The 21067-nt window shown below is 73.0% G+C and carries 15 protein-coding genes; 3 read left to right on the top strand and 12 right to left on the bottom strand.

Features of this window, described 5'->3' with window-relative positions:
- Nucleotides 1-6: 6 nt before the first annotated feature.
- From CP967_RS20475 to CP967_RS20460, 4 genes are all read right to left on the bottom strand, one after another.
- A complete protein-coding gene (locus CP967_RS20475) occupies nucleotides 7-753 on the bottom strand; it encodes an N-acetyltransferase (protein ID WP_150489361.1) in 747 nt (248 codons plus the stop codon).
- Between the two features lie 50 nt (nucleotides 754-803).
- Nucleotides 804-1130 carry a hypothetical protein gene (locus CP967_RS20470; RefSeq protein WP_150489360.1) on the bottom strand — a complete coding sequence of 109 codons (327 nt, stop codon included), beginning with the start codon at nucleotides 1128-1130 and terminating at the stop codon, nucleotides 804-806.
- A gap of 34 nt (nucleotides 1131-1164) precedes the next feature.
- The gene (locus CP967_RS20465; RefSeq protein ID WP_150489359.1) at nucleotides 1165-1896 is read right to left on the bottom strand and encodes an HNH endonuclease family protein; all 732 of its coding nucleotides are present in this window, start codon (nucleotides 1894-1896) and stop codon (nucleotides 1165-1167) included.
- 71 nt (nucleotides 1897-1967) lie between these two features.
- Nucleotides 1968-2834 (bottom strand): SCO6745 family protein, encoded by an 867-nt coding sequence (locus CP967_RS20460; protein ID WP_150489358.1) that lies wholly within the window; start codon nucleotides 2832-2834, stop codon nucleotides 1968-1970.
- Nucleotides 2835-2941: 107 nt separating this feature from the next.
- On the opposite strand from CP967_RS20460, the gene CP967_RS20455 reads away from it, so the two are divergent.
- Nucleotides 2942-3583 (top strand): TetR/AcrR family transcriptional regulator, encoded by a 642-nt coding sequence (locus CP967_RS20455; RefSeq protein WP_150489357.1) that lies wholly within the window; start codon nucleotides 2942-2944, stop codon nucleotides 3581-3583.
- Here CP967_RS20455 and CP967_RS20450 read toward each other — a convergent pair.
- The 4 genes from CP967_RS20450 to CP967_RS20435 form a co-directional block, all read right to left on the bottom strand.
- Entirely contained in the window at nucleotides 3555-3980 is a 426-nt protein-coding gene (locus CP967_RS20450) for a VOC family protein (RefSeq protein ID WP_150489356.1), read from the bottom strand. The genes CP967_RS20455 and CP967_RS20450 overlap by 29 nt on opposite strands.
- 319 nt (nucleotides 3981-4299) lie before the next feature.
- The gene (mfd, locus tag CP967_RS20445) at nucleotides 4300-7833 is read right to left on the bottom strand and encodes a transcription-repair coupling factor (RefSeq protein ID WP_150489355.1); all 3534 of its coding nucleotides are present in this window, start codon (nucleotides 7831-7833) and stop codon (nucleotides 4300-4302) included.
- A 251-nt stretch (nucleotides 7834-8084) separates the two neighbouring features.
- Entirely contained in the window at nucleotides 8085-10667 is a 2583-nt protein-coding gene (locus CP967_RS20440; protein ID WP_150489354.1) for an ABC transporter permease, read from the bottom strand.
- Nucleotides 10664-11452 (bottom strand): ABC transporter ATP-binding protein, encoded by a 789-nt coding sequence (locus tag CP967_RS20435; RefSeq protein ID WP_150489353.1) that lies wholly within the window; start codon nucleotides 11450-11452, stop codon nucleotides 10664-10666. The genes CP967_RS20440 and CP967_RS20435 overlap by 4 nt, the downstream gene beginning before the upstream one ends.
- Before the next feature lie 408 nt (nucleotides 11453-11860).
- Here CP967_RS20435 and CP967_RS20430 point away from each other — a divergent pair, with 408 nt between their 5' ends.
- Nucleotides 11861-13666: an MFS transporter gene (locus CP967_RS20430; protein ID WP_229888392.1), complete on the top strand. Its 1806-nt coding sequence runs from the start codon at nucleotides 11861-11863 to the stop codon at nucleotides 13664-13666.
- 74 nt (nucleotides 13667-13740) lie between these two features.
- On the opposite strand, the gene CP967_RS20425 is transcribed toward CP967_RS20430, so the two are convergent.
- Nucleotides 13741-14421: a helix-turn-helix domain-containing protein gene (locus CP967_RS20425; protein WP_373300369.1), complete on the bottom strand. Its 681-nt coding sequence runs from the start codon at nucleotides 14419-14421 to the stop codon at nucleotides 13741-13743.
- Nucleotides 14422-14696: 275 nt separating this feature from the next.
- Here CP967_RS20425 and CP967_RS20420 point away from each other — a divergent pair, with 275 nt between their 5' ends.
- Entirely contained in the window at nucleotides 14697-16142 is a 1446-nt protein-coding gene (locus CP967_RS20420; RefSeq protein ID WP_150489352.1) for an NCS2 family permease, read from the top strand.
- Nucleotides 16143-16335: 193 nt separating this feature from the next.
- Here the strand turns inward: CP967_RS20420 and CP967_RS20415 are convergent, their stop codons facing one another.
- From CP967_RS20415 to CP967_RS20405, 3 genes are all read right to left on the bottom strand, one after another.
- Complete coding sequence (locus tag CP967_RS20415; RefSeq protein WP_150489351.1) at nucleotides 16336-17229, bottom strand: coiled-coil domain-containing protein; 894 nt, start codon at nucleotides 17227-17229, stop codon at nucleotides 16336-16338.
- 198 nt (nucleotides 17230-17427) lie between these two features.
- Nucleotides 17428-19980 carry an SUKH-4 family immunity protein gene (locus CP967_RS20410; RefSeq protein WP_150489350.1) on the bottom strand — a complete coding sequence of 851 codons (2553 nt, stop codon included), beginning with the start codon at nucleotides 19978-19980 and terminating at the stop codon, nucleotides 17428-17430.
- Between the two features lie 7 nt (nucleotides 19981-19987).
- Nucleotides 19988-20965, bottom strand: coding sequence for an SMI1/KNR4 family protein (locus CP967_RS20405; RefSeq protein ID WP_150491960.1), 978 nt, complete (start codon nucleotides 20963-20965; stop codon nucleotides 19988-19990).
- Nucleotides 20966-21067 lie beyond the last annotated feature (102 nt).

Below are 21067 nucleotides of genomic sequence, written 5' to 3'. Positions count from 1 at the left end.
GTTACGTCAGATCCGGTGCCGGACCCACACGTTCGGCTCGACGTACACCGCGTGGCCGTGGCGGAGGGAGCAGTGCACCGGGACGAGAGCCCCCGGCACCCGGACCGGCCCCTCCGTGTCGAACGGCAGCCCCGTCCACTCCCGCCACCGGGCGAGGGAACCGCTCACCGTCATCGAGACCGGCGCCACCGAGTCGACCACCCCGCCCGCCCGGACGTGGACGCGCAGCCAGGGGTCGGCGGGCAGCCCGTCCCCGGGCCGGGTCCGCCGGGCGTACTCCTCCATCGGCACCGTGGGCTCGGCGTGCTTCGCGCTCGGCCGGACCGGGGCGACCAGTTCCCCGAATCCCAGCCGCCGGGTGTTCTCCCGCATCGCGGCGACCATCCGCCCGGAGATCCCCTGTCCCAGACGTCCGGCCGCCACCGTGATCTCGATCGCGCTGACGGTGTCCGGGGTCCGGCCGTGCCGCAGGTCGGAGAAGGCCCACAACAGCACCTGGTCCCACCCGCCTTCGGGCAGTCCGCCCCGCCCCTTCGCGCCGAGGGCGAACGGCACGCTGTACCCCCGGGCCGCGACGGCGCCCCGCGGATCGGTGGCGACGAGTACGAATTCGGGGAACTCCACCGCTATCCGGGGGAAGTTGGCCCAGCCGACCAGGTCCTCCAGCACGAACCGGGGCCAGGTGTCGGGCATCTCGTCGAGCGCGCCGGCGAGCTCGGGCCGCTCGGCGAGGGTGGTGATCTCCAGGTCCATGCCGTCACGGTAGGCAGCGCCCGCGTCCACCCGCCAGCCTGTTTCCGCCCTCAGGCCACCGAGGTGACGATGGCCGCCCACACCGGCCAGAGCGTGAGCACCGCCCCCGCCGTCCAGTACGTGCCGGGCGCGAGCGAGACCCTGGGCCGCACCCAGTCGTTGGCGAGCCACCAGATGATCCCGAAGACCGCCACCACCGGCACGACGATCACCAGCCACAGCGTCATGCCGTCGTTCTCGGTCGGCTCACGGGAGGTCAGGCCGGCGTCCGCGAGCGGCCCGTTCGCCAGGTAGTACCAGATCAGGAACAACGGCACGACCGCCGGAATCCCGAGCAGCAGGTTGATCCCCGCGGCTGTCAGCCGCCACTTCCACATGCGCCCCAGTATTCACAACCGTCCCACGGGCCCCTCAACGGGACGGCGCCTCGGTCGGAGCACCACCGGCCGGCAGTTTCCGGTCCGGACAGCCGGACAGCACCTTCCGCATGGCGTCCCGCTCGGCGGCGGTCACCCACAGCCCGTACTTCGCCTTCACCGCCACCTGTCCCGCCACGTACACGCAGCGGTACCCCTTGTTGGGCGGCAGCCAGGTCGCGGTGTCGCCGTCGCCCTTGCGGCGGTTGGCGGACGAGTCGGCGGCCACCAGATTGAGCGGGTCGTTGGCGAAGGCCCGCCGCTTCCCGGCGCTCCACTGCCGGGCGCCCTTCTGCCACGCGTCGGACAGGGCGACGAGATGGTCTATGTCCACCTTGCTGCGGCCCCGCCGGAACACGATCCGGGTACCGGTGTACGGGTCGGGGTCCAGGACCCCGCTGAGCACCTTGCAGCCGTCCGCGTCCCGCTTCACGTCGTCCAGCTGTTCCGCCAGGACGTCGTCGCGTGTTCCGCAGCCGTTGCGGTCGGTGTCCGCCCAGGCGGACCCGAACGCGCTCCGCTCGTACCCGGTGCGCGGCGCCCTGCCCTTCACCGGGAGCTCCTCCACCGCCCGGAGTGCCGTGCCCCCGGCGGCCGTACGCGCCGGCTCCGGCGCGGGCGGACCGGTCAGGGCGTCGCACCCGGTCAGCGCGAGTGTGCCCGCCAGGGCCAGCGGCACCAGCGGGAGGAGGCGGGAAGGGCGGCGTACGGCGGAAGGAGGCGTCACAGCGGACCAGCGTAGGCGCAGGGGCCGCGGCCACCGGAGGGGCCGTGCCCGGGACCCGTCCGGGCCCGCCCTCACACCTTGCCGATGCCCAGCGTCGTCTCGGACGGCAGGAGCCCGGAACCGATCGCCTCCACCCACAGCGGCCCCAGCAGCTCCACGAGCCGCTCACGCCCTTCCGCGCCCAGCGCCTCCCAGGGGCCCGCCGCGGCTTCGTCCGTCCGCCGCTCCACCTCCGCCCGCAGCGCCCGCCCGGCCGGTGTGGCCGAGCCGTCCGCCTCCACCAGCCCCCTGGCGGCCAGCCGCTCGCGGGCCGCCGCCCATTCCGCCGCGCTCCACCCCCGGCTCGCGAACACCCCGGGCGGGGCCGCGCCGACCGCCGCGAAGGACACCAGTGACTCCACCGGGTCCAGCCCCGCAGCGCCCAGCGCCGCGATGTGGCCGTCTCCCCGGTGCTCGCGCAGCACCGTGGCGGCCTGCCAGAGCACCAGGTGCGGCGCGTCGGGCCAGGGCAGCACCGCGTTGGCCCCGGCGAGCGGCCGGCCGGTGACGTCCGCCGCCCCGGCGGCCCGGCGGGCCAGGGCGGCGGCCTCGGCGAACTCCGCACCGCCCACCCGGTCACCGAACAGCGCCCGGTACGCCCGGTCCACCGCCCGTGTACGGGCCGCGAGAACGGCGTCCGGCGCGGCGACGGACCAGGCGGCCGGGACATGGGTGCCGACCATGACCGGGCTGAAGCTGTGGAACGCGGCCGTGACCTCGTCCGCCCCCACCGCCCCCAGCGGTGCCGCCCGCCACGCGAAGTAGCCGGGCCAGCGGCCGTCCGTGGCGTACCCGAGGGCGGCGGCCTCCTCGGTCACCTCCGGCGCGTAGTAGAAAACGGCGTGCAGCGGCTCCAGCAGGTGCCACATCCGGCGTACGTTCCCCAGCTCGTCGGCCATGTCAGGCCCCCCGTCTCCCCGCATCTTGTCACCGTCTAGATCTCTGCCCAGCATGTGGCCGCGCCTGCGGACTTGTCAATGACTAGATGTGTCGTACGGTTACGTCCATGCCAGGCGAACGCACCTACCACCACGGCGACCTGCGACGGGCCGTCCTGACCGCCGCCCTCGACGTCATCGCGGCCGACGGCCCCGACGCCCTGTCCCTGCGCGACCTGGCCCGCCGGGCCGGCGTCTCGCACGCCGCGCCGGCCCACCACTTCAAGGACCGCACCGGTCTGCTCACCGCCGTCGCCGCCGAGGGCTACGCGCTCTTCGCCGACGCCCTGGCCAAGGCCCCCGGCCTCCAGGAACGGGGCGTGGCCTACGTACGGTTCGCCTCCACGCACCCCGCGCACTTCCAGGTGATGTTCCGCCCGGAGCTCCACCGTGCCGACGACCCCGCCCTGCTCGCCGCCAGGGCCCGCGCCACCGAGGCGCTGCGCTCCGGTGTCGACGGGCTGCCCGAAGCGGCCCGGGGTGAGGACGCCCGCCTGGCCGGCGTCGCCGCCTGGTCCCTCGCCCACGGCTTCGCCACCCTGCTGCTCAGCGGCAACCTGTCCGGCGCCCTGGAGGGCCGGGCCCCGGAGGACGCCTTCCGCACCCTCGCCGGACTGGTCTTCGCCCGCGGGGCGGGCGGCGACGCGCAGCCGGCCGCGCCGCCGCCCCGCCCGGCGGCCCCTACGGACGGGCGTACGGCCGGGTCATGATCTCCATGTTGTGCCCGTCCGGGTCCTCGAAGTAGGCACCCCGGCCGCCGAAGAGACTGTCGGTCCGGCCGGGTTCGGTGTGACCGGGGTCGGCGTAGTAGGTGACCCCGACCGCCTCCAGGCGGGCGACCGCGGCGTCGAACCGGTCCTCGGGCACGAGGAACGCGTAGTGCTGGGACTGGATCGGCTCGGTGCGCTTCTCGTAGTAGTCGAGCGTCACGCCGTTGCCCAGGTCGACGGGCAGGAACGGTCCGAAGGGGGCACCGACCTCCAGGCCCAGGATCACGGCGATGAACTCGGCCGACAGACGGCGGTCCGACGCGTACACGGCGGTGTGGTCCAGCCGGACGGTGTCCGATGGTGTGAGCGCGCGCGAGCGCTGCTGGTCGTACGACATACGGGGATGTGTCTCCGGTTCCTGGGATCCGCTGGGAAGCGCCCCGTACGGGCGCCGAAGGGGAGGGAGGGAAGCGGAGGAACGGCGGGGCTCTCGCCCGCCCCGGGCTCACGCCGGGGCCGGGTGCCCCACTCGTGTGTGGCCCATGGCCGACCCGGCAGTCACCCGGCCGAGCCTAGGGGTTGTCCGCCCGACGCGACAAGGCCGGGCGCCGCCGCCCGCGGCGTCCGGAAGGACACCCCGGGCGGCGGGACGGGCAGCGGAGGCCGGCGGGACGGGCAGCGGGGCCCGGCGGGACGGACAGCGGCAGGGCCGCGCCCTACGAACCCAGGATCGTCGTCAGGAACTCCCCGGTCCACGCCAGGAGTTCACGGCCGACCACCGGCTTCCCGCCGATCCTGCCCGCCGTCGGGCGCGGGACGAGGATCTGGTGGGCGGACTGCTTGATGACCGCCTTCGGGTGCAGCCGCTTCAGCCGCAGCTCCTGCGACTCGCGCAACTCCACCGGCGCGAAGCGGATGTTCGGGCCCTGGAGCACGATCTCGCCCACCCCGCAGGCCCGCGCCAGCATCCGCAGACCCGCCACCAGCAGCAGGTTCTCCACCGGCTCGGGCAGCTTGCCGTAGCGGTCGGTCAGCTCCTCCCGTACCGCGCGGATGTCCTCCTCGCTGTTGGCCGAGGCGATCGACCGGTACGCCTGGAGGCGCAGCCGCTCACCGGGGGCGTAGTCGTGCGGGACGTGCGCGTCGACCGGGAGCTCGATCTTGACCTCCAGCGGCGGCTCCTCCTCCACCCCGCCGTCCACCGCCGCCCGGTAGTCGGCGACCGCCTCACCGACCATCCGGATGTACAGGTCGAAGCCGACGCCCGCGATGTGCCCGGACTGCTCGCCGCCGAGCAGGTTGCCCGCCCCGCGGATCTCCAGGTCCTTCATCGCCACGTACATGCCCGCGCCCATCTCCGTGTGCTGGGCGATCGTCGCGAGGCGTTCGTGCGCGGTCTCGGTGAGCGGCTTCTCCGGCGGGTACAGGAAGTAGGCGTACCCCCGGTCCCGGCCGCGGCCGACCCGCCCGCGCAGCTGGTGCAGCTGGGAGAGGCCGAAGTTGTCGCCGCGCTCCACGATCAGCGTGTTGGCGTTGGAGATGTCGATGCCGGACTCGACGATCGTCGTGGAGACCAGCACGTCGAACTTCTTCTCCCAGAAGTCGACGACGACCTGTTCCAGCGCGCCCTCGCCCATCTGCCCGTGCGCCGTCGCGATCCGCGCCTCCGGGACGATCTCCCGCAGCCTGGCCGCCGCCCGGTCGATCGACTCCACCCGGTTGTGGATGTAGAACACCTGGCCCTCACGCAGGAGTTCACGCCGCACCGCCGCGCCGATCTGCTTCTGCTCGTACGGCCCGACGAAGGTCAGGACCGGGTGCCGCTCCTCCGGCGGGGTGGTGATCGTCGACATCTCGCGGATGCCGGTGACCGCCATCTCCAGGGTGCGCGGGATCGGTGTCGCCGACATCGTCAGGACGTCGACGTTGGCGCGGAGCTTCTTCAGCTGCTCCTTGTGCTCGACACCGAAGCGCTGCTCCTCGTCGACGATGACCAGGCCCAGGTCCTTGAACTTCGTCTCCGACGAGAACAGCCGGTGCGTCCCGATGACCAGGTCGACCGAGCCGTCCCTCAGCCCCTCCAGCGTCGCCTTCGACTCGGTGTCGGACTGGAACCGGCTCAGTGCCCGCACATTGACCGGGAACTGGGCGTACCGCTCGGTGAACGTGCCGTAGTGCTGCTGGACCAGCAGTGTCGTCGGGACGAGCACGGCGACCTGCTTGCCGTCCTGGACCGCCTTGAACGCGGCGCGCACCGCGATCTCCGTCTTGCCGTAGCCGACGTCGCCGCAGATCAGCCGGTCCATCGGGACCGACTTCTCCATGTCCTCCTTGACCTCGGCGATCGTGGACAGCTGGTCGGGCGTCTCCGCGTACGGGAAGGCGTCCTCCAGTTCCCGCTGCCAGGGGGTGTCCGGGGCGAAGGGGTGCCCGGGGGCCGCCATCCGCGCCGAGTACAGCTTGATCAGGTCGGCGGCGATCTCCTTGACCGCCTTCTTCGCCCGCTGCTTCGTCTTCGTCCAGTCCGCGCCGCCCAGCCGGTGCAGGGTGGGCGCCTCCCCGCCGACGTACTTGGTGACCTGTTCCAGCTGGTCGGTCGGGATGTACAGCCGGTCGCCGGGCTGGCCGCGCTTGGCGGGGGCGTACTCCACGAGGAGGTACTCGCGGGTCGCGCCCTGCACGGTCCGCTGGACCATCTCGATGTACCGGCCGACCCCGTGCTGCTCGTGCACGATGTAGTCGCCCGATTCGAGGGTCAGCGGGTCGACCGACTTGCGCCGGCGGGCCGGCATCCGCCCCAGGTCCTTGCTGGCGGTGCGCTGCCCCGTCAGATCGGTCTCGGTCAGCACCGCCAGTTTCAGGCCCGGGTCCACGAACCCGTGGTCCAGCGCCGCGCACGCCACGTGCACCAGCGACGGTTCGATCCCGGTCAGCACCTGGTCGACCCGGGCCGCGATCCCCTCGCCGCCCAGCACCCCGGCGATCCTCGACGCCGTGCCGTGCCCCTCGGTGACGTACACCGTGCGCCAGCCGTCGGCCAGCCAGCCCTTGGTGTCGGCCAGCGCCCGCGCGGTGTCGCCCCGGTAGGTCTCCGGAGCGCGCATCCCCAGCTTCAGGGTGTCCTCGTCGGTGTCCTCGTCGTCCGCGGCGAACGGGGACGCGGTCCACCACATCATCCCCAGTTCACGGGCCCGCTCCCGGACGTCCGCGATGCCCCGCAGCGACGCCGCCCCGACGTCGATCGGCGCCTCGCCGCCGCCCGCCGTGGCCGCCCAGGACGCCTGGAGGAACTCCTGGCTGGTGGCGACCAGGTCGGCCGCCCGGGTCCGCACCCGCTCCGGGTCGCAGACCAGCGCCATGGCCCCCTCCGGCAGGACGTCCAGCAGCAGCTCCATCTCGTCGACCAGGACCGGCGCGAGGGACTCCATGCCGTCGACCGCGATGCCCTCGGCGATCTTTCCGAGCAGCTCCCCCAGCTCGGGATGGGCCTCGGCCAGTGCCGCCGCGCGCCGCCGCACGTCCTCGGTCAGCAGCAGCTCACGGCAGGGCGGGGCCCACAGCCCGTGCTCGGCGACCTCCAGCGACCGCTGGTCGGCGATCTTGAAGTAGCGGATCTCCTCGACGTCGTCGCCCCAGAACTCCACCCGCAGGGGGTGCTCCTCGGTCGGCGGGAAGACGTCCAGGATCCCGCCGCGCACGGCGAACTCGCCGCGCTTCTCGACCAGCTCGACCCGGGCGTACGCGGCCGCCGCGAGCGCGTCCACGACCTCGTTCAGGTCCGCGCTCTGCCCACTGCTCAGCGCCACCGGCTCCAGATCGCCGAGCCCCTTGACCTGCGGCTGGAGCACCGAGCGGACCGGTGCGACGACGACCGAGACCGGACCGGTCTCCGGGTCGTCCGGGCGCGGGTGCGTCAGCCGCCGCAGCACCGCCAGGCGCCGCCCCACGGTGTCCGAGCGGGGTGACAGCCGCTCGTGCGGCAGGGTCTCCCAGGACGGGTACTCCGCGACCGTGTCCGGCGGCAGCAGCGTCCGCAGCGCGGCCGCCAGGTCCTCCGCCTCGCGGCCCGTCGCGGTGACCGCGAGGACCGGCCGCCCGGCCTCCCGGGCCAGGGCGGCCACCACGAAGGGGCGGGCGGCCGGCGGGCCGACCAGGTCGACGTGGGCCCGGTGGCCGTCGGACGCGGCCTTCACCGCTTCCGAGAGCGCCGGATCGGTGACGACGACGTCCAGCAGACCGTGCAGGCTCATGAAGGTTTCCGTCCGGTGTGGCGAGTGAGCAACGCGAAGGGCCCGACACGTGGAACGGGCCGGGGGTTCCCAGCCTACGACGCCGGTGTGTCACCCGCGCGAGGGAACGTCGCCGCCCGGACAGCGGTACCGTCCGGGCGGTGTCCCGACGCGAGCGGCCCCGGGACGTTTGGAGGAACGTCCCGGGGCCGGCCCGGCCATCCTAAGGGCTGCCCCGCCGGGGGCGGCGGAGCGGTCTCACGGCATCCGCCTCACCCGTCGGTGGCGATCGCGTTCAGGACGTTCATCCGGCCCGCCCGGAAGGCCGGGACCAGCGCGGCGAACAGTCCGACGAAGGCCGAGGCGACGAACACGGTGAGGATCGTCGGCCACGGGATCTCCAGGACGCCCAGGCCCTCCAGGGCCAGCAGCTTCTGGGCGGACGTCCCCCAGCCCATCCCCAGCCCGAGGCCCAGCAGCGCGCCGAACAGGGCGATGACCACGGATTCCAGCCGGATCATCCGGCGCAGCTGGCGCCGGGAGAGGCCGATCGCCCGCATCAGGCCGATCTCACGGGTCCGCTCGACCACCGAGAGGGCCAGGGTGTTCACCACGCCCAGCACCGCGACGATGATCGCCAGGGCCAGCAGGCCGTACACGATGTTCAGCAGCTGGCCGATCTGGTCCTTCAGGTCCTGCTTGAAGTCGGCCTGATTCTGCACCTTGTACTGCGGGTAGGGGGCGAGCGCCTCCTGGAGGGCCTCGTACGCCTCCTTCTCCTTGCCGTCCACGGCGGAGGCGAACATGATCATGTCCGCCGGCAGGTCCTCCGCGGACACGTACCGTCCGGCGGTCGCGGTGCTGATGTACATCGCGCCCTGGTCCACGCTGGTGTCGTCCGAGGTGATCGCGGCGACCTCCAGCTCCGCCGTCCTCCCTGCCTCGAAGGCGACGGTGATCCTGTCCCCCGCCTCGATCCCGTGCGCGGCGGCGTAGTCCGAGCCGACCGACATCGCGTTCTCGCCGTACGCCTTCGCCAGGTCACCGGCGACGGTCTCGCGCCGCAGGTCCTTCGGGTACGTCGGGTCGGCGGCGGTGACGTGCTCCTCCCCCGAGGAGCCGTCGGGGTTGGTGAGCTTCGCCTTGAGGACCTTGTAGTGGGTGACGTACTCGACGGACGGGACCTCCTCGATCGCCTCCGCGGCCTGCGGCACGATCAGCTGGCCGGTGCCCGACTGGACGATGAAGTCGGTACCGACCGACTTGTCCAGCTCGTCGGTGGCCGAGGCGACCATCGAGGAGCCGACGACCGACAGGCACGCCACCAGCGCGAGGCCGATCATCAGCGCGGCACCCGTCGCCCCGGTGCGCCGGGGGTTGCGCAGCGCGTTGCGTTCCGCGAGCCGTCCGACCGGTCCGAACAGCCTGAGCACGACGACGCTCAGCGCCCGTACGACGATCCCGGCGAGCAGCGGGCCGATCACGATGAAGCCGATCAGGGTGAGGACCACGCCCAGGCCGAGGTAGAGCGAGCCCTCGCCCGCCTCGTCGGCCCGCGCCGTCGCCCAGAGCCCGGCGGCGCCGGCCCCGGTGAGGACCAGGCCGATACCGGCCCTGACCCAGCCGGACCTGGCGTCCGCGGGGGTCCCGGCGTCCCGCAGGGCCGCCATCGGGGAGACCTTCCCGGCCCGGCGCGCCGGGATGTAGGCGGCGAGGACGGTCACCACGACACCGAGCACCAGGCCGGTCACCGGGGTCGTCCAGGCGACGGTGAGGTCCTCGGTGGACAGCTCCATGCCCATGGCGCCCATCATCTTCATCAGCCCGACGGCGAGCCCGACCCCGGCGCCCACCCCGAGGACCGACCCGACGACGCCGAGGAGTACCGCCTCGACCAGCACCGACCGGTTGACCTGCTTGCGGCTGGACCCGATCGCCCGCATCAGGCCGATCTCACGGGTCCGCTGGGCCACCAGCATCGAGAAGGTGTTGACGATCAGGAAGATGCCGACGAGGAAGGCGATCCCGGCGAAGCCGAGCATCGCGTACTTCATCACGTCCAGGAAGGAGCCCATGGAGTCCTTGTTGGCCTCGGCCGCCTCCTTCTGCGTCTGCAGCTTGTACGTGCCGGCGCCGCCGAGGGCGGAGGCGACGTCCTCCTTCAGCCGGTCGTCCCCGACACCCGGCCGGGCGGTGACGTTGACGTGGGTGAACAGGCCGGCCCCGCCGAGCAGTTCCTCCTGCGCGGTGGCGGTGTCGAAGAACACGGCCGCGGCACCGGGGTTGGTCACGGTGAACGTGGCGATGCCGCTGATCTTCGCCCGGATTTCACCGGTGACCGCGACGGTGCGCAGTTCGTCGCCCAGTTCCAGGCGGTGCTTCTCGGCGGTGTCGGCGTCGACCATGACCTCGGTGGGCCCGCGCGGGGCGTGGCCGGAGGTGATCTCCATCGAACGCAGGTCGTTGCGCGTCCAGTTGCCGGCGATCGTCGGGGCACCGGTCTCGGAGCCCATGTTCTCGTTGTGGCGGTCGACGACGGTGACGGACATGCTCATCACGCCGCCTTCGGCGTCCTGCACCCCGTCGGCCTTCTTCACCTGCTCGACGACCGAGGCGGGAAGGGTCGCGGGCCGGCCGTTCCCGGGCAGTTCGTCGGCCTCGCCGGCCGCCTTCGGGCTGACGGTGACGTCGGAGGACGCCACCGCGAAGAGCTTGTCGAACGTGGTGTTCATCGTGTCGGTGAAGACGAGCGTCCCGCAGACGAACGCCACCGACAGCAGGACGGCGACGGCCGACAGCGCCATCCGCCCCTTGTGCGCGAGGAAGTTGCGCACGGAGGTCTTCCAGACGGTCATGACGTCCGCCCGCGCGCGTCGAAGTCCTTCATGCGGTCCAGGACCTGCTCGGCCGTCGGGTCACGCATCTCGTCGACGATCGATCCGTCGGCGAGGTAGAGCACCCGGTCCGCGTAGGAGGCGGCCACCGGGTCGTGGGTGACCATGACGATGGTCTGGCCGAGCTCGTCGACCGACTTGCGGAGGAAGGACAGCACCTCGGCACCGGCCCGCGAGTCCAGGTTCCCGGTGGGCTCGTCACCGAAGATGATCTCGGGGCGGGCGGCCAGCGCCCGGGCCACCGCGACCCGCTGCTGCTGACCGCCGGAGAGCTGGGTGGGCCGGTGCTTCAGACGCCCGGCGAGGCCCACGGTCTCCACGACCTGGTCCAGCCAGCCGGCGTCCGGCCTGCGGCCCGCGATGTCCATCGGCAGGGTGATGTTCTCCAGCGCGTTCAGCGTCGGCAGCAGGTTGAACGCCTGGAAGATGAAACCGATCCGGTCCCGGCGCAGCTGTGTGAGCTTCTTGTCCTTCAGCCCGGTGATCTCGGTGTCGGCGAGGTGGATCTGCCCGGAGGTCACGGTGTCCAGGCCGGCCAGGCAGTGCATCAGCGTCGACTTGCCGGACCCCGACGGCCCCATGATCGCCGTGAACTCGCCGCGGGCGATGTCCACATCGACGTGGTCGAGCGCCACGACCCGGGTCTCCCCCGCCCCGTACGCCTTGACGACCTGCCGCGCTCGTGCGGCGACGGCCGTAAGCCCTCCAGTGTCCCCGTGCCTGGGAATGGTCACAGCCGTTGTCACGGTAAGTCTCCTATGTCGGTCAGTGCCTGGACGTCTCGGTGTACGTTCCGAGTCTTGTCCGCGAGGGGGGTCCGGCGCGCTGGTGCCCGGCGCAGTCTTCCGGTGGGGTTTTCCCCACCCGGTCCGCTGTGGTCAGCCGCACCGGCGGTGCGGGAGCGCGTTGCGGCGCGTGAACACGTTGCGGTGTAAGAACACGTTAAGGAACGCGGCCGCCCCGGCACGTCCTCCGCCGGGAGGAACGCCCCCCGGGGCGGAATACGGCAACTCCCCTAGGGGTCCGGGCTCCTGGAGACGGTCCTGAGTAGGGGGTCTCAGCCACCGGTCCTCCGTACCCGCCGCGCCGCCCGCGGTGAGACAGTGACCCCCGGAAAGTGCGTGCACAGTGAAGGAAGTCCTGTGGGGGGCGGCATGAACAGTGCGGACGACACAGCCGGTACGAGCGGCGCCGCCGGCACAGCCGGTACGAGCGGCACCGGCGAAGCGGGCGGGGCGGGCGGGACGAGCGGCGCCGGCGGCGGGCCGCCGGGCGGCGGCACCCCGCCGGACGCCTCCCCCGCCCCGGCCCCGGACGGCACCACCGCGCCCGCGCCCGGCCCCGACGGCACGGCCGCGACGGCGCCCGGACGCGACGGCACCCGGACGGCCCGGGCCACCCCGGCGACCCGCGCGGCCCCGGCGGCCCCGGCGGCCCCGACAGACGACCGCGACCGCCGCCGGCCCGTCGCCGCCGCACTCATGCTCGTCATGGGACTCGCCGCGATCGACGGCACCATCGTCGCCACCGCGGTCCCGCAGATCGTCGGCGACCTCGGCGGGTTCGCCGTGTTCTCCTGGCTGTTCTCCGGCTACCTCCTCGCCGTCACCGTCACCCTGCCCGTCTACGGGAAGCTCTCCGACACCTTCGGCCGCAAGCCCGTCCTCCTCGCGGGCATCGTCCTCTTCCTCGCCGGCTCCCTGCTCTGCGCCGCCGCCTGGAACATGGCCGCCCTGATCGCGTTCCGGGTCGTCCAGGGCCTCGGCGGCGGCGCCCTCCAGGGCACCGTGCAGACCATCGCCGCAGACCTCTACCCCCTGAAGGAACGCCCCAGGATCCAGGCCCGGCTGTCCACCGTCTGGGCCGGCTCGGCCGTCGCCGGGCCCGCCGTCGGCGGCCTCCTCGCCGCCTACGCCGACTGGCGCTGGATCTTCCTCATCAACCTGCCGATCGGGGCCTTCGCCCTCTGGCTGGTACTGCGCCACCTCCACGAACCCGCCCGCTCCCGCACCACCCCGCGCCCCCGCGTCGACTGGGCGGGCGCACTCGCCGTGTTCGCCACCGGAGCGCTGGTGCTGACCACGCTCGTGCAGGGCGGGGTCGCCTGGCCCTGGCTGTCCGCCCCCTCCCTCGCCCTGATCGGCGCGAGCCTCGCACTGGCCGCCCTGACCGTCCTCATCGAACGGCGCGCCGCCGAACCCGTCATACCCGGCTGGGTCTGGCGCCGCCGCACCATCGCCTCGGTCAACCTCGCCCTCGGCGCGATGGGCCTGCTGATGATCGCGCCCACCGTCTTCCTGCCGACCTACGCGCAGTCGGTACTCGGACTCGGCCCGATCGCCGCCGGCTTCGTCCTCTCCGTCATGACCCTCAGCTGGCCCGTCTCCGCCGCCCTCGCCGACCGCGTCTACAACCGCATCGGCTTCCGCCGCACCGCGATCACCGGAATGACCGGCGCCCTGCTCGTGCTGCTCGCCTTCCCGCTGCTGCCCTACCCCGGCTCCGCCTGGCACCCCGCCCTGCTGATGCTGCTGCTGGGCGCCGCCCTCGGCCTCTTCCAGCTCCCGCTGATCGTGGGCGTCCAGTCCACGGTCGGCTGGTCCGAGCGGGGCACCACGACGGCTTCCGTACTCTTCTGCCGCCAGGTCGGCCAGAGCCTGGGCGCCGCGCTCTTCGGGGCGGTCGCCAACACCGCGCTCGCGGCCCGGCTCACCGACGCACCCGTCCCCGGGCTGCCCGGGGACCTCGACGGCGTCTCCCACGCCCTGGAGGATCCCGCGGCGCTGACCGGCGCCGCGACCGACCATCTGCGCCGCGCCGTCGACACGGCCGTCGACCACGTCTTCACCGGCGCGGCCGTGGCGGCCGTACTGGCGCTCCTGGTCCTGGTGTTCATGGCGCCGCGCCGCTTCCCCGTCCTGGCCGAGCACGAGGACACCACCCCGGCCGCCGCGGACTGAACCGGCCGCCGGTGCCGGCCGGGCGGCCCGGTCCGCCCGTGCCCGGCCACCGGACCGGCCCCCGGGCGCGCGGCCTACGGCTGGTCCGGGAGCCGGGTCCAGAAGTGGTCGACGATCTCCTCCAGGTAGCGCCGCCCGTCCTCGCCGGAGGCGGTGGTGCCGCCGGCCCGGCTGAGCGTGGCCGTCATCAGGGCCTGGTACTCGTGGTACATGGCGTCCAGGGGCCCGTGCAGCTGCTTGCGCTCCATCGAGATGAGTCTGGCCACGGCCCGGACGTGGGCCTGCCACCGGGTGGTGACCGCCTCGGTGAGGAGGCGGGCGAGTTCGCCCTCCAGACCGGTGACGGCGATGAAGTCCCGCGGGGGCAGCTGGAGGAGGGCGCCCAGCTTCGCGGACTGCCTCTTGTCACCGGTCCACCGGCCCGTCTCCTCCATGTGGTGGTAGGCGTCGAGGCGCAGGCCCGTACCGCGGGCGACGTCCTCCGCCGGGATCCCGCGGGCGATGCGGTGCTCACGCAAGGTGCGCGGGCGGCCCATGAGTTCGCTGGGATGACACCACAGGGCACCCGCGAGGGCCGCGACCTCGCCCGCGTCGGGCAGGGCCGTGCCGCGTTCCCACGCCTCGACGTGCTCGGGCGTGACATGGGCCGTCCCGAAGGAGGCCCGCATGCCGTAGGCGACGTGACCGGGGGCCATCCCGAGCTTTTCACGCAGGGCCCGGGCAGCGCGCGCGTTGAAGGGGAGCGGTGGATGCACGCACAGAGAGTAGGGGGCCCGTCACCCGGAAATCCATGGCCGATGTCGTGCCCATGGCGGTTTGGCGGGATAGGTCACCACCGTTTCCGTAGGAACCGACAGAAGGTTTTCGGGCATCAACTGTCTTGTAAAACACGCCAGTTGCAGGAGCGGCTCCGGCACGTATGATCCGCTCGCAAGGCGCCGCCCGCCCGTACCCCGGGCAGCCCGTCACCCGCACCGGGCAACGGCGACCCCCCTTCCCCCGATCATCTGCAGGCCCAGGAGACGCAGTCATGCACCCCAGCAAGACCAGCCCGGCCGATACCCCGCCGACCGAACCCGGCGGCGCCCTCGACCGGTTCTTCCACATCAGGGAACGCGGATCGACCTACGGCCGGGAGATACGCGGCGGGTTCGCCACCTTCTTCACCATGGCGTACATCCTCGTGCTCAACCCGATCATCCTCGGCAGCGCGAAGGACAAGTTCGGCGAGCAGCTCGACCCGGTCCAGCTCGTCACCGCCACCGCGCTCGTCGCCGCGGTGATGACCCTGATCATGGGGGTCGGCGGCAACCTCCCGCTCGCCCTGGCCGCCGGCCTGGGCATCAACGCCATCGTCGCCTACCAGGTCGCCCCCCTGATGGCCTGGGACGAGGCCATGGGCCTCATCGTGCTCGAAGGCCTGCTGATCTGCGTCCTGGTGGCGACCGGCCTGCGCCAGGCGATCATGCACGCCATCCCTCAGGCACTCAAGCAGGCCATCAGCGTCGGCATCGGCCTGTTCATCGCCTTCATCGGCTTCGTCGACGCCGGGTTCGTCACCCGCATCCCGGACGCGGCGAACTCCACCGTCCCCGTCCAGCTCGGCACCGGCGCCCTCACCGGCTGGCCCATGCTGGTCTTCTGCCTCGGCGTACTCGTGACCGTCGTCCTGCTCGCCCGCAAGGTCAAGGGCGCCATCCTCATCAGCATCGTCCTGATGACCGTCCTCGCCATCGCCGTCAACGCGATCGCCGACGTCAGGACCTGGGGCCTGACCGCCCCCTCGATGCCCGACAACCCCGTCGCCGCCCCCGACTTCGGACTGCTGGGCCAGTTCGACCTGTTCGGCTCCTTCGGGCAGATCAGTGTCCTGACCGTCGTCCTGCTCATCTTCACGCTCATCCTGTCGGACTTCTTCGACACGATGGGCACCGTCGTCGGCGTCACCGCCGAAGCCGGCCTCCTGGACGAACGCGGCCAGGTCCCGGGGCTCGGCCGCGTCCTGCTGATCGACGGCGCGGCGGCCGTCGCCGGCGGCGCCGCCTCGGCCTCCTCCGCCACCACCTACATCGAGTCCGCCGCCGGCGTCGGCGAAGGCGCCCGCACCGGCTTCGCCAACCTCGTCACCGGCGGCCTCTTCGCCCTGGCCCTCTTCTTCACCCCGGTCCTCACCATCGTCCCGATGCAGGCCGCGTCCCCCGCCCTCGTCGCGGTCGGATTCCTGATGATGACCCAGGTCAAGCACATCGACTGGGACCGCTACGAACTCGCCGTCCCCGCCTTCCTCACCATCGTCGTCATGCCGTTCACCTACTCCATCACCAACGGCATCGGCGCCGGCTTCATCGCCTACGTCGTCATCAAGGCATGCCTGGGCAAGGCCCGGGAAGTCCACTGGCTGCTCTGGGGCACCGCGGTGCTCTTCCTCGTCTACTTCGCGATCGACCCGCTGGAACAGCTCCTCGGCATCAAGTAGCGGGCACCGCACCACGGACAGGACCGCCGCCGGGGTGGAGACCCCCCCCCACCACCGGGCCCACCCCGGCGACGGCCCACCCCGCACCCGTAACCCTCCGCACCGGAACCGGCCGGGCCGGGACCCTCCGCACCGGGGCCCTCCGCACCGGGACCGGCCGGAGCGGAACCAGCCGGAACCGCGAGGCCGCCCCTCAGCTCCCGGTGGCCGCCGTACGCCCCGTCAACGCCGCCAGCGACGCCCGCACATGCGCCATGTGCGCCTGCACCTCCTCGCGGGCCTCCTCGTGCTCACGCAACACCCGCTCCGTCTCCCGGACCACCCGCTCCTGAGCCATCCGCGCCCGCGACAGCAACTCCTCCGCCCGCGCCTGCGCGTCCTCCTGACCGTGCCGGGCGGACTCCTCCGCCTCCGCGAGCCGCCGCCGCGCCTTCTCCAGCAACGCCTCCCCCCGCGCCTCCAGCTCCGCCTCACGCGCCACGGCCGCCGCCTCCGCGGCCTCGAACTCCGCCCGGGCCGCCTTGTCCCTCTCCGCGTGCTCCTGCTCCTGGTGCGCCAGGACACCCGCCGTACGCCGACGGGTCCCGGCCATCTCCGACTCCGCGGCCTCACGGACCCGGGCAGCCTCCTCACGCGCCTCCCGCACCAGCGCCCCGGCCGCCTCCTCCGCCTCGGCGAGCCGCGCCTCCGCCCGCGCCCCGGCGGCCGCCCGCACCGACTCCGCCTCCGCCCGCGCCGCCTCCCGGACCCCCCGGCCCTCCTCCTCGGCCTCGTCCCGCCACGCCTGCGCCTCCTTCGAGGCCGCGCCCCGGACCGCCTCCGCCTCCGCCTCGGCAAGCGCCAGGATCCGCTGGGCCCGCTCCCCCAGCTCCGCGTACGTCGGCGCCACCAGCGACGCCACCACCTCGCGCAGCCGCGCCGACTCCGCCGCCAGCTCCTCCTCCAGCGCCGTCAGCCGCGCCAGCAGCGCCAGCGCCTCGTCCCGCTCCCCCACCAGAGCCGCCGCGACCCGGTCCACCTGCTCCGGACGGTAACCACGCCCCCGCACCCCGACGAAGCCGTACGCGGACACCGGTCCACCACTCATCCCTGAAGCCTCTTCCCGCTCTCGGACGCCCGACCACCAAGCAATACGTCAAGGATGCGGCAATTGATGCCGGAAGTCGGAATCGATCAACCACAAACAAGACGGAAGCGACCGGCATCACAGAAGGAACAAAAAAGGAAACGCCCGGACCCCACAGGGCCCGGGCGCCACGCCCAGCGGATTCCAAGACGGGTCAGATCACAACAGCCCGTCCCACATCTGCTCCAGCAGAACCGACCACCAGCTCTCCGGCGACGCCAGCGCCGCCGCGTCCAGAGCCGCCAACTGCGCCTGGAAATCGACTGTCCAACGGCCCGCCTGCTCCGGATTCAGCCCGTACCGCAGCCGCCACATCCGGCCCAGCAACGCCATCGACCGCACGAACTCCGGCAGCCCCGTGTTCACGAACTGCGGCGGCACCGGCTGACCACCCGGACCCGCCTCCACCGGCACCGCCACGATGTTCGCCGTGCCGTACTGCACACAGATCGCCCGGCCGAAGTCCGAACCCATCACCAGATACGAACCCGCGTCCGAGGCCGGCCGCACCTGACGCTGCGCCGCCAGCTCACCCAGCGTCGGCACCACCGGGTTCCCCGGCTGCGCCCAGAAGAACGGCCCGAAGTCAGCGGGCAGACCCGCCCACACCAGGGTCCGCGCCACCGTCTCGGGCACACCCTGCCGCGACACCGCACGCTGATCGAAACGGAGCACGCCCTGCGGGCCGAACGCCCCCAGCATCTCCTCCGCCAACGCCTCCGGCGGAATCGCCGGAGCAGGAGCCACCTGCGGCAACGGCGCCCGCACCGGCGCAGGCCGGGCCGGACCGTCCGCCACCTGGTGCAGCTCACCCTGATGCGTCAGCAACGCCCGCACACCCTGCTGCCGGCTCGCGTGGTCCGTCCCGTACGGAGCCACGCTCGTGATCCGCACCTGCGGCCACATCTCCCGGATCATCCGCGCACAGTACGCACCCGGCAGCTCACAGGACTCCAGCTCCGTGTGCAGCTCGATGACCTGCTGCGGCGGCACGTTCATCGCCCGCAGCTCATGCAGCATCTGCCACTCCGGATGCGGCGTACCCGGCGCGGAACGGCGGATCAGCTGCTGCTCGCTGCCGTCCGGCGCGCGGTACCGCAGCACCGCCTGATACCCCGGACCCACCGTCGGCTGCCCGGACGGCTGCTGCGGATAGCCGTACGCCCCCGGAGGCGGCGGCGTGTGCACACCGGCGGGCGGCGGCGCGGGCGGACCCGACGGCGCACCCGGCGCACCGGGCGGGCCGGGAGGGCCCGGAGGCTGCGGCGCGGCGGGGCCGGGCGGACCCGCCAGCATCGTCGCGGCATGGTGCACCCCGCCACCGGGCGGCGGCGTCGAACCGGGAGGAGGCGGAGGCGTACCCGGCGCACCCGGAGGCGCGGGCACACCCGGGGCGCCCGGCGGGCCCGGAGGCTGCGGCGCGGCGGGCCCGCCCGGGCTCGCGTCGGCGAACATCGTCGCCGCCTGATGCACCCCGCCACCGGGCGGCGGAGGGGTCGGACCGGGAGGAGCCGGAGGCACACCCGGCGCACCCGGAGGCGCGGGCACACCCGGCCCGCCGGGCGGCGGGCCCAGCTGCGACACCATCTGCGTCGGCACGTAGTTCCCGGCCGGAGCACCGGGCGCACCCGGCCCCGGGGGCGGCGGAGGAGCGGCACCGGGCCGCGCCCCGGGCGTACCGGGAGCCCCCGGCGGCGGCGGAGTCGTCGGACCCGCACCCCGCGCTCCACGCGGCGGCACGACCGCCTTGCTGGTCGCCGCGTCCGCGATGTCACCCGGACCGGCGGCCGGCCCGGGACCCGCGCCACCCGGCGCCCCGGGGCCCGCCGGAGCCGGAGCCCCCGGACCCGCGGAAGCCGCAGCCCCCTGCCCCTGCTGCGGTCCGAGCCCCGGAACCACCGCGGTCGGCGGCAGCTGGCTCCCGCCCGACATCAGCGCCGTCGGCGCGTCCGCCGACACCCGCGAAGGAGGCGTCCCGTCGTCGTCCGAACCCGACAGCGGCGGCGCGAACACCGTCGCGGGCAGCGGCACCCCGCCCTCGTCCGACCCGGCATTCGTATCCGTACCCGCCCACGGGGTACTCCCGGCCGGCACACCGTCCGACGCCGTCGGCTCATGAGCGCCGCCGGCCTCCGGCCACGCCGGCCCGTCCGCGTCCACCGGCCCCGGACCGGCCGGAGCCGCCGGCGCGGAAGGAACCGCAGGAGCGGCAGACGCCGCGGGCGCGGAAGCAGAAGAAGGCGCGGCGGAGACATCGGAAGCCACCGGGGCCGAGGACCCGGCGGACGACGACGCGGACGACGCCGAGGACGCCCCCTCCGGCCCCCCGGCCCCCTCACCGATCCCCAGCTTGTCCGCCGCCTCCTGGAGCCACTCCGGCGGAGTCAGCAGAAACGACGTCTGGTTCAGGTCGATACGCTGCGGCCGCTCCGGAGCAGCCGGAGCCACGACATCCGCCCCGTACTCCTCCTCGTACCGCCGGATCACCTCACCCACCGGCAGCCCCGGCCACAACGTGGCCTCACCACTGTCCCGGGCGATCACCAGCCGCTGCGACCCGCCGTCCGAAACCGGACCCTCCGCCCGGTCCTCGGCCCACACCACAAAACCCAGCTCGAACTCACGGACCCGCACCTCACGGTGCTGATAAGCGGGCACATCACCGTTGACCCACTCGTCCGCCCGCTCCTGCGCCTGCGCGAACGTCACCATCCCGCGCTCACCCCTCCACCGGAACGGCCCGCGCGAAGCCACCGTCCACCATCAGGTTCGCCACCGTCTCCAGCTCCGGCGGATTCCCCGCCAACCGCTGCAGGAACACGTCGAAATCCGCACCACACGGCAACAGGAGCCGCTCCGCCCGCTCCTGGACCGACCAGCCGTCCCGGTCCCGCGCGTCGTCGTACACGCAGAACCACACCGACCCCACATCACCGCCCCGCACCTTCACAGCGACGATCCCGCCCTGGGCGAAAGCCACACCCAGGTAGTCCTTGGTGAAGTGATCCCGCAGACACTTGTTCACATAAACAAGATCGTTCACAGCCGCTTCCTCACGCACCGTGAAGAACGGCTGGTCCACCAGCAGACCCAGCTCCGCGTCCAGCGCCGCACCCACCGGCGCCGAACCCCCCGCCGCCTTCAGGAACGACCGGTACGCACCCGGAAGCCGGTACCCCAGATCCTCCTCGACCCCCAGGACCTGCTGCTCACTCACCGCCACCGCACCCTTCGGCAGACGGAAATGAACCGGCCGGGTCTCCTGCAACGGCCGCGTACCCCGCCGCTCCTGGTCCACCGAAGCCGTCGCCAGACCACCGTGATGACGCAACAACGCCTTCACCTCGACCGGCACCAGCTCCATCCGCCGGCTGCCCGCCACGTGATGCCACGTCCAGCCGTGCGGCGTCGCCACCGGCGAGACCGTGTCCCACAGCTCATGCCCGCTCGCCGCCATCGCCGCGTTCGCCGACACCACATCCGTCAGCCGCAGCTCGTCGACACCGAACCCCGGGGGCGGCTCCGCGATCTCAGCCGCCGCACGCGCGTACGGCGAGAAGACCGGCCGGCCCCCCTCGTCCACGCGCACACCCCTCGGATGACGGGACGCCCTCACCGGATCCGGAAAGTGCACGACCTGCCCGGCATAGGCCGCGTTCGGTGGCGCGGCTTGCTGCCCGAGCCGACCTGTCGTCATGGCGGTTGCCCCCTGCTGCGTCTGGTGTTCCGCACAGCCTAAGCGCTGGCGCAACACCCGCTCCCGCCCACCGGCCAACCCTCACACACCGTCATCACAAGG

Origin of the sequence: Streptomyces nitrosporeus, from assembly GCF_008704555.1 — a bacterium.
In the GTDB taxonomy this organism is placed as follows: domain Bacteria; phylum Actinomycetota; class Actinomycetes; order Streptomycetales; family Streptomycetaceae; genus Streptomyces; species Streptomyces nitrosporeus.
Note: the sequence above shows the minus strand (reverse complement) of the source record. Positions and strands in the feature narration are given on the sequence as shown.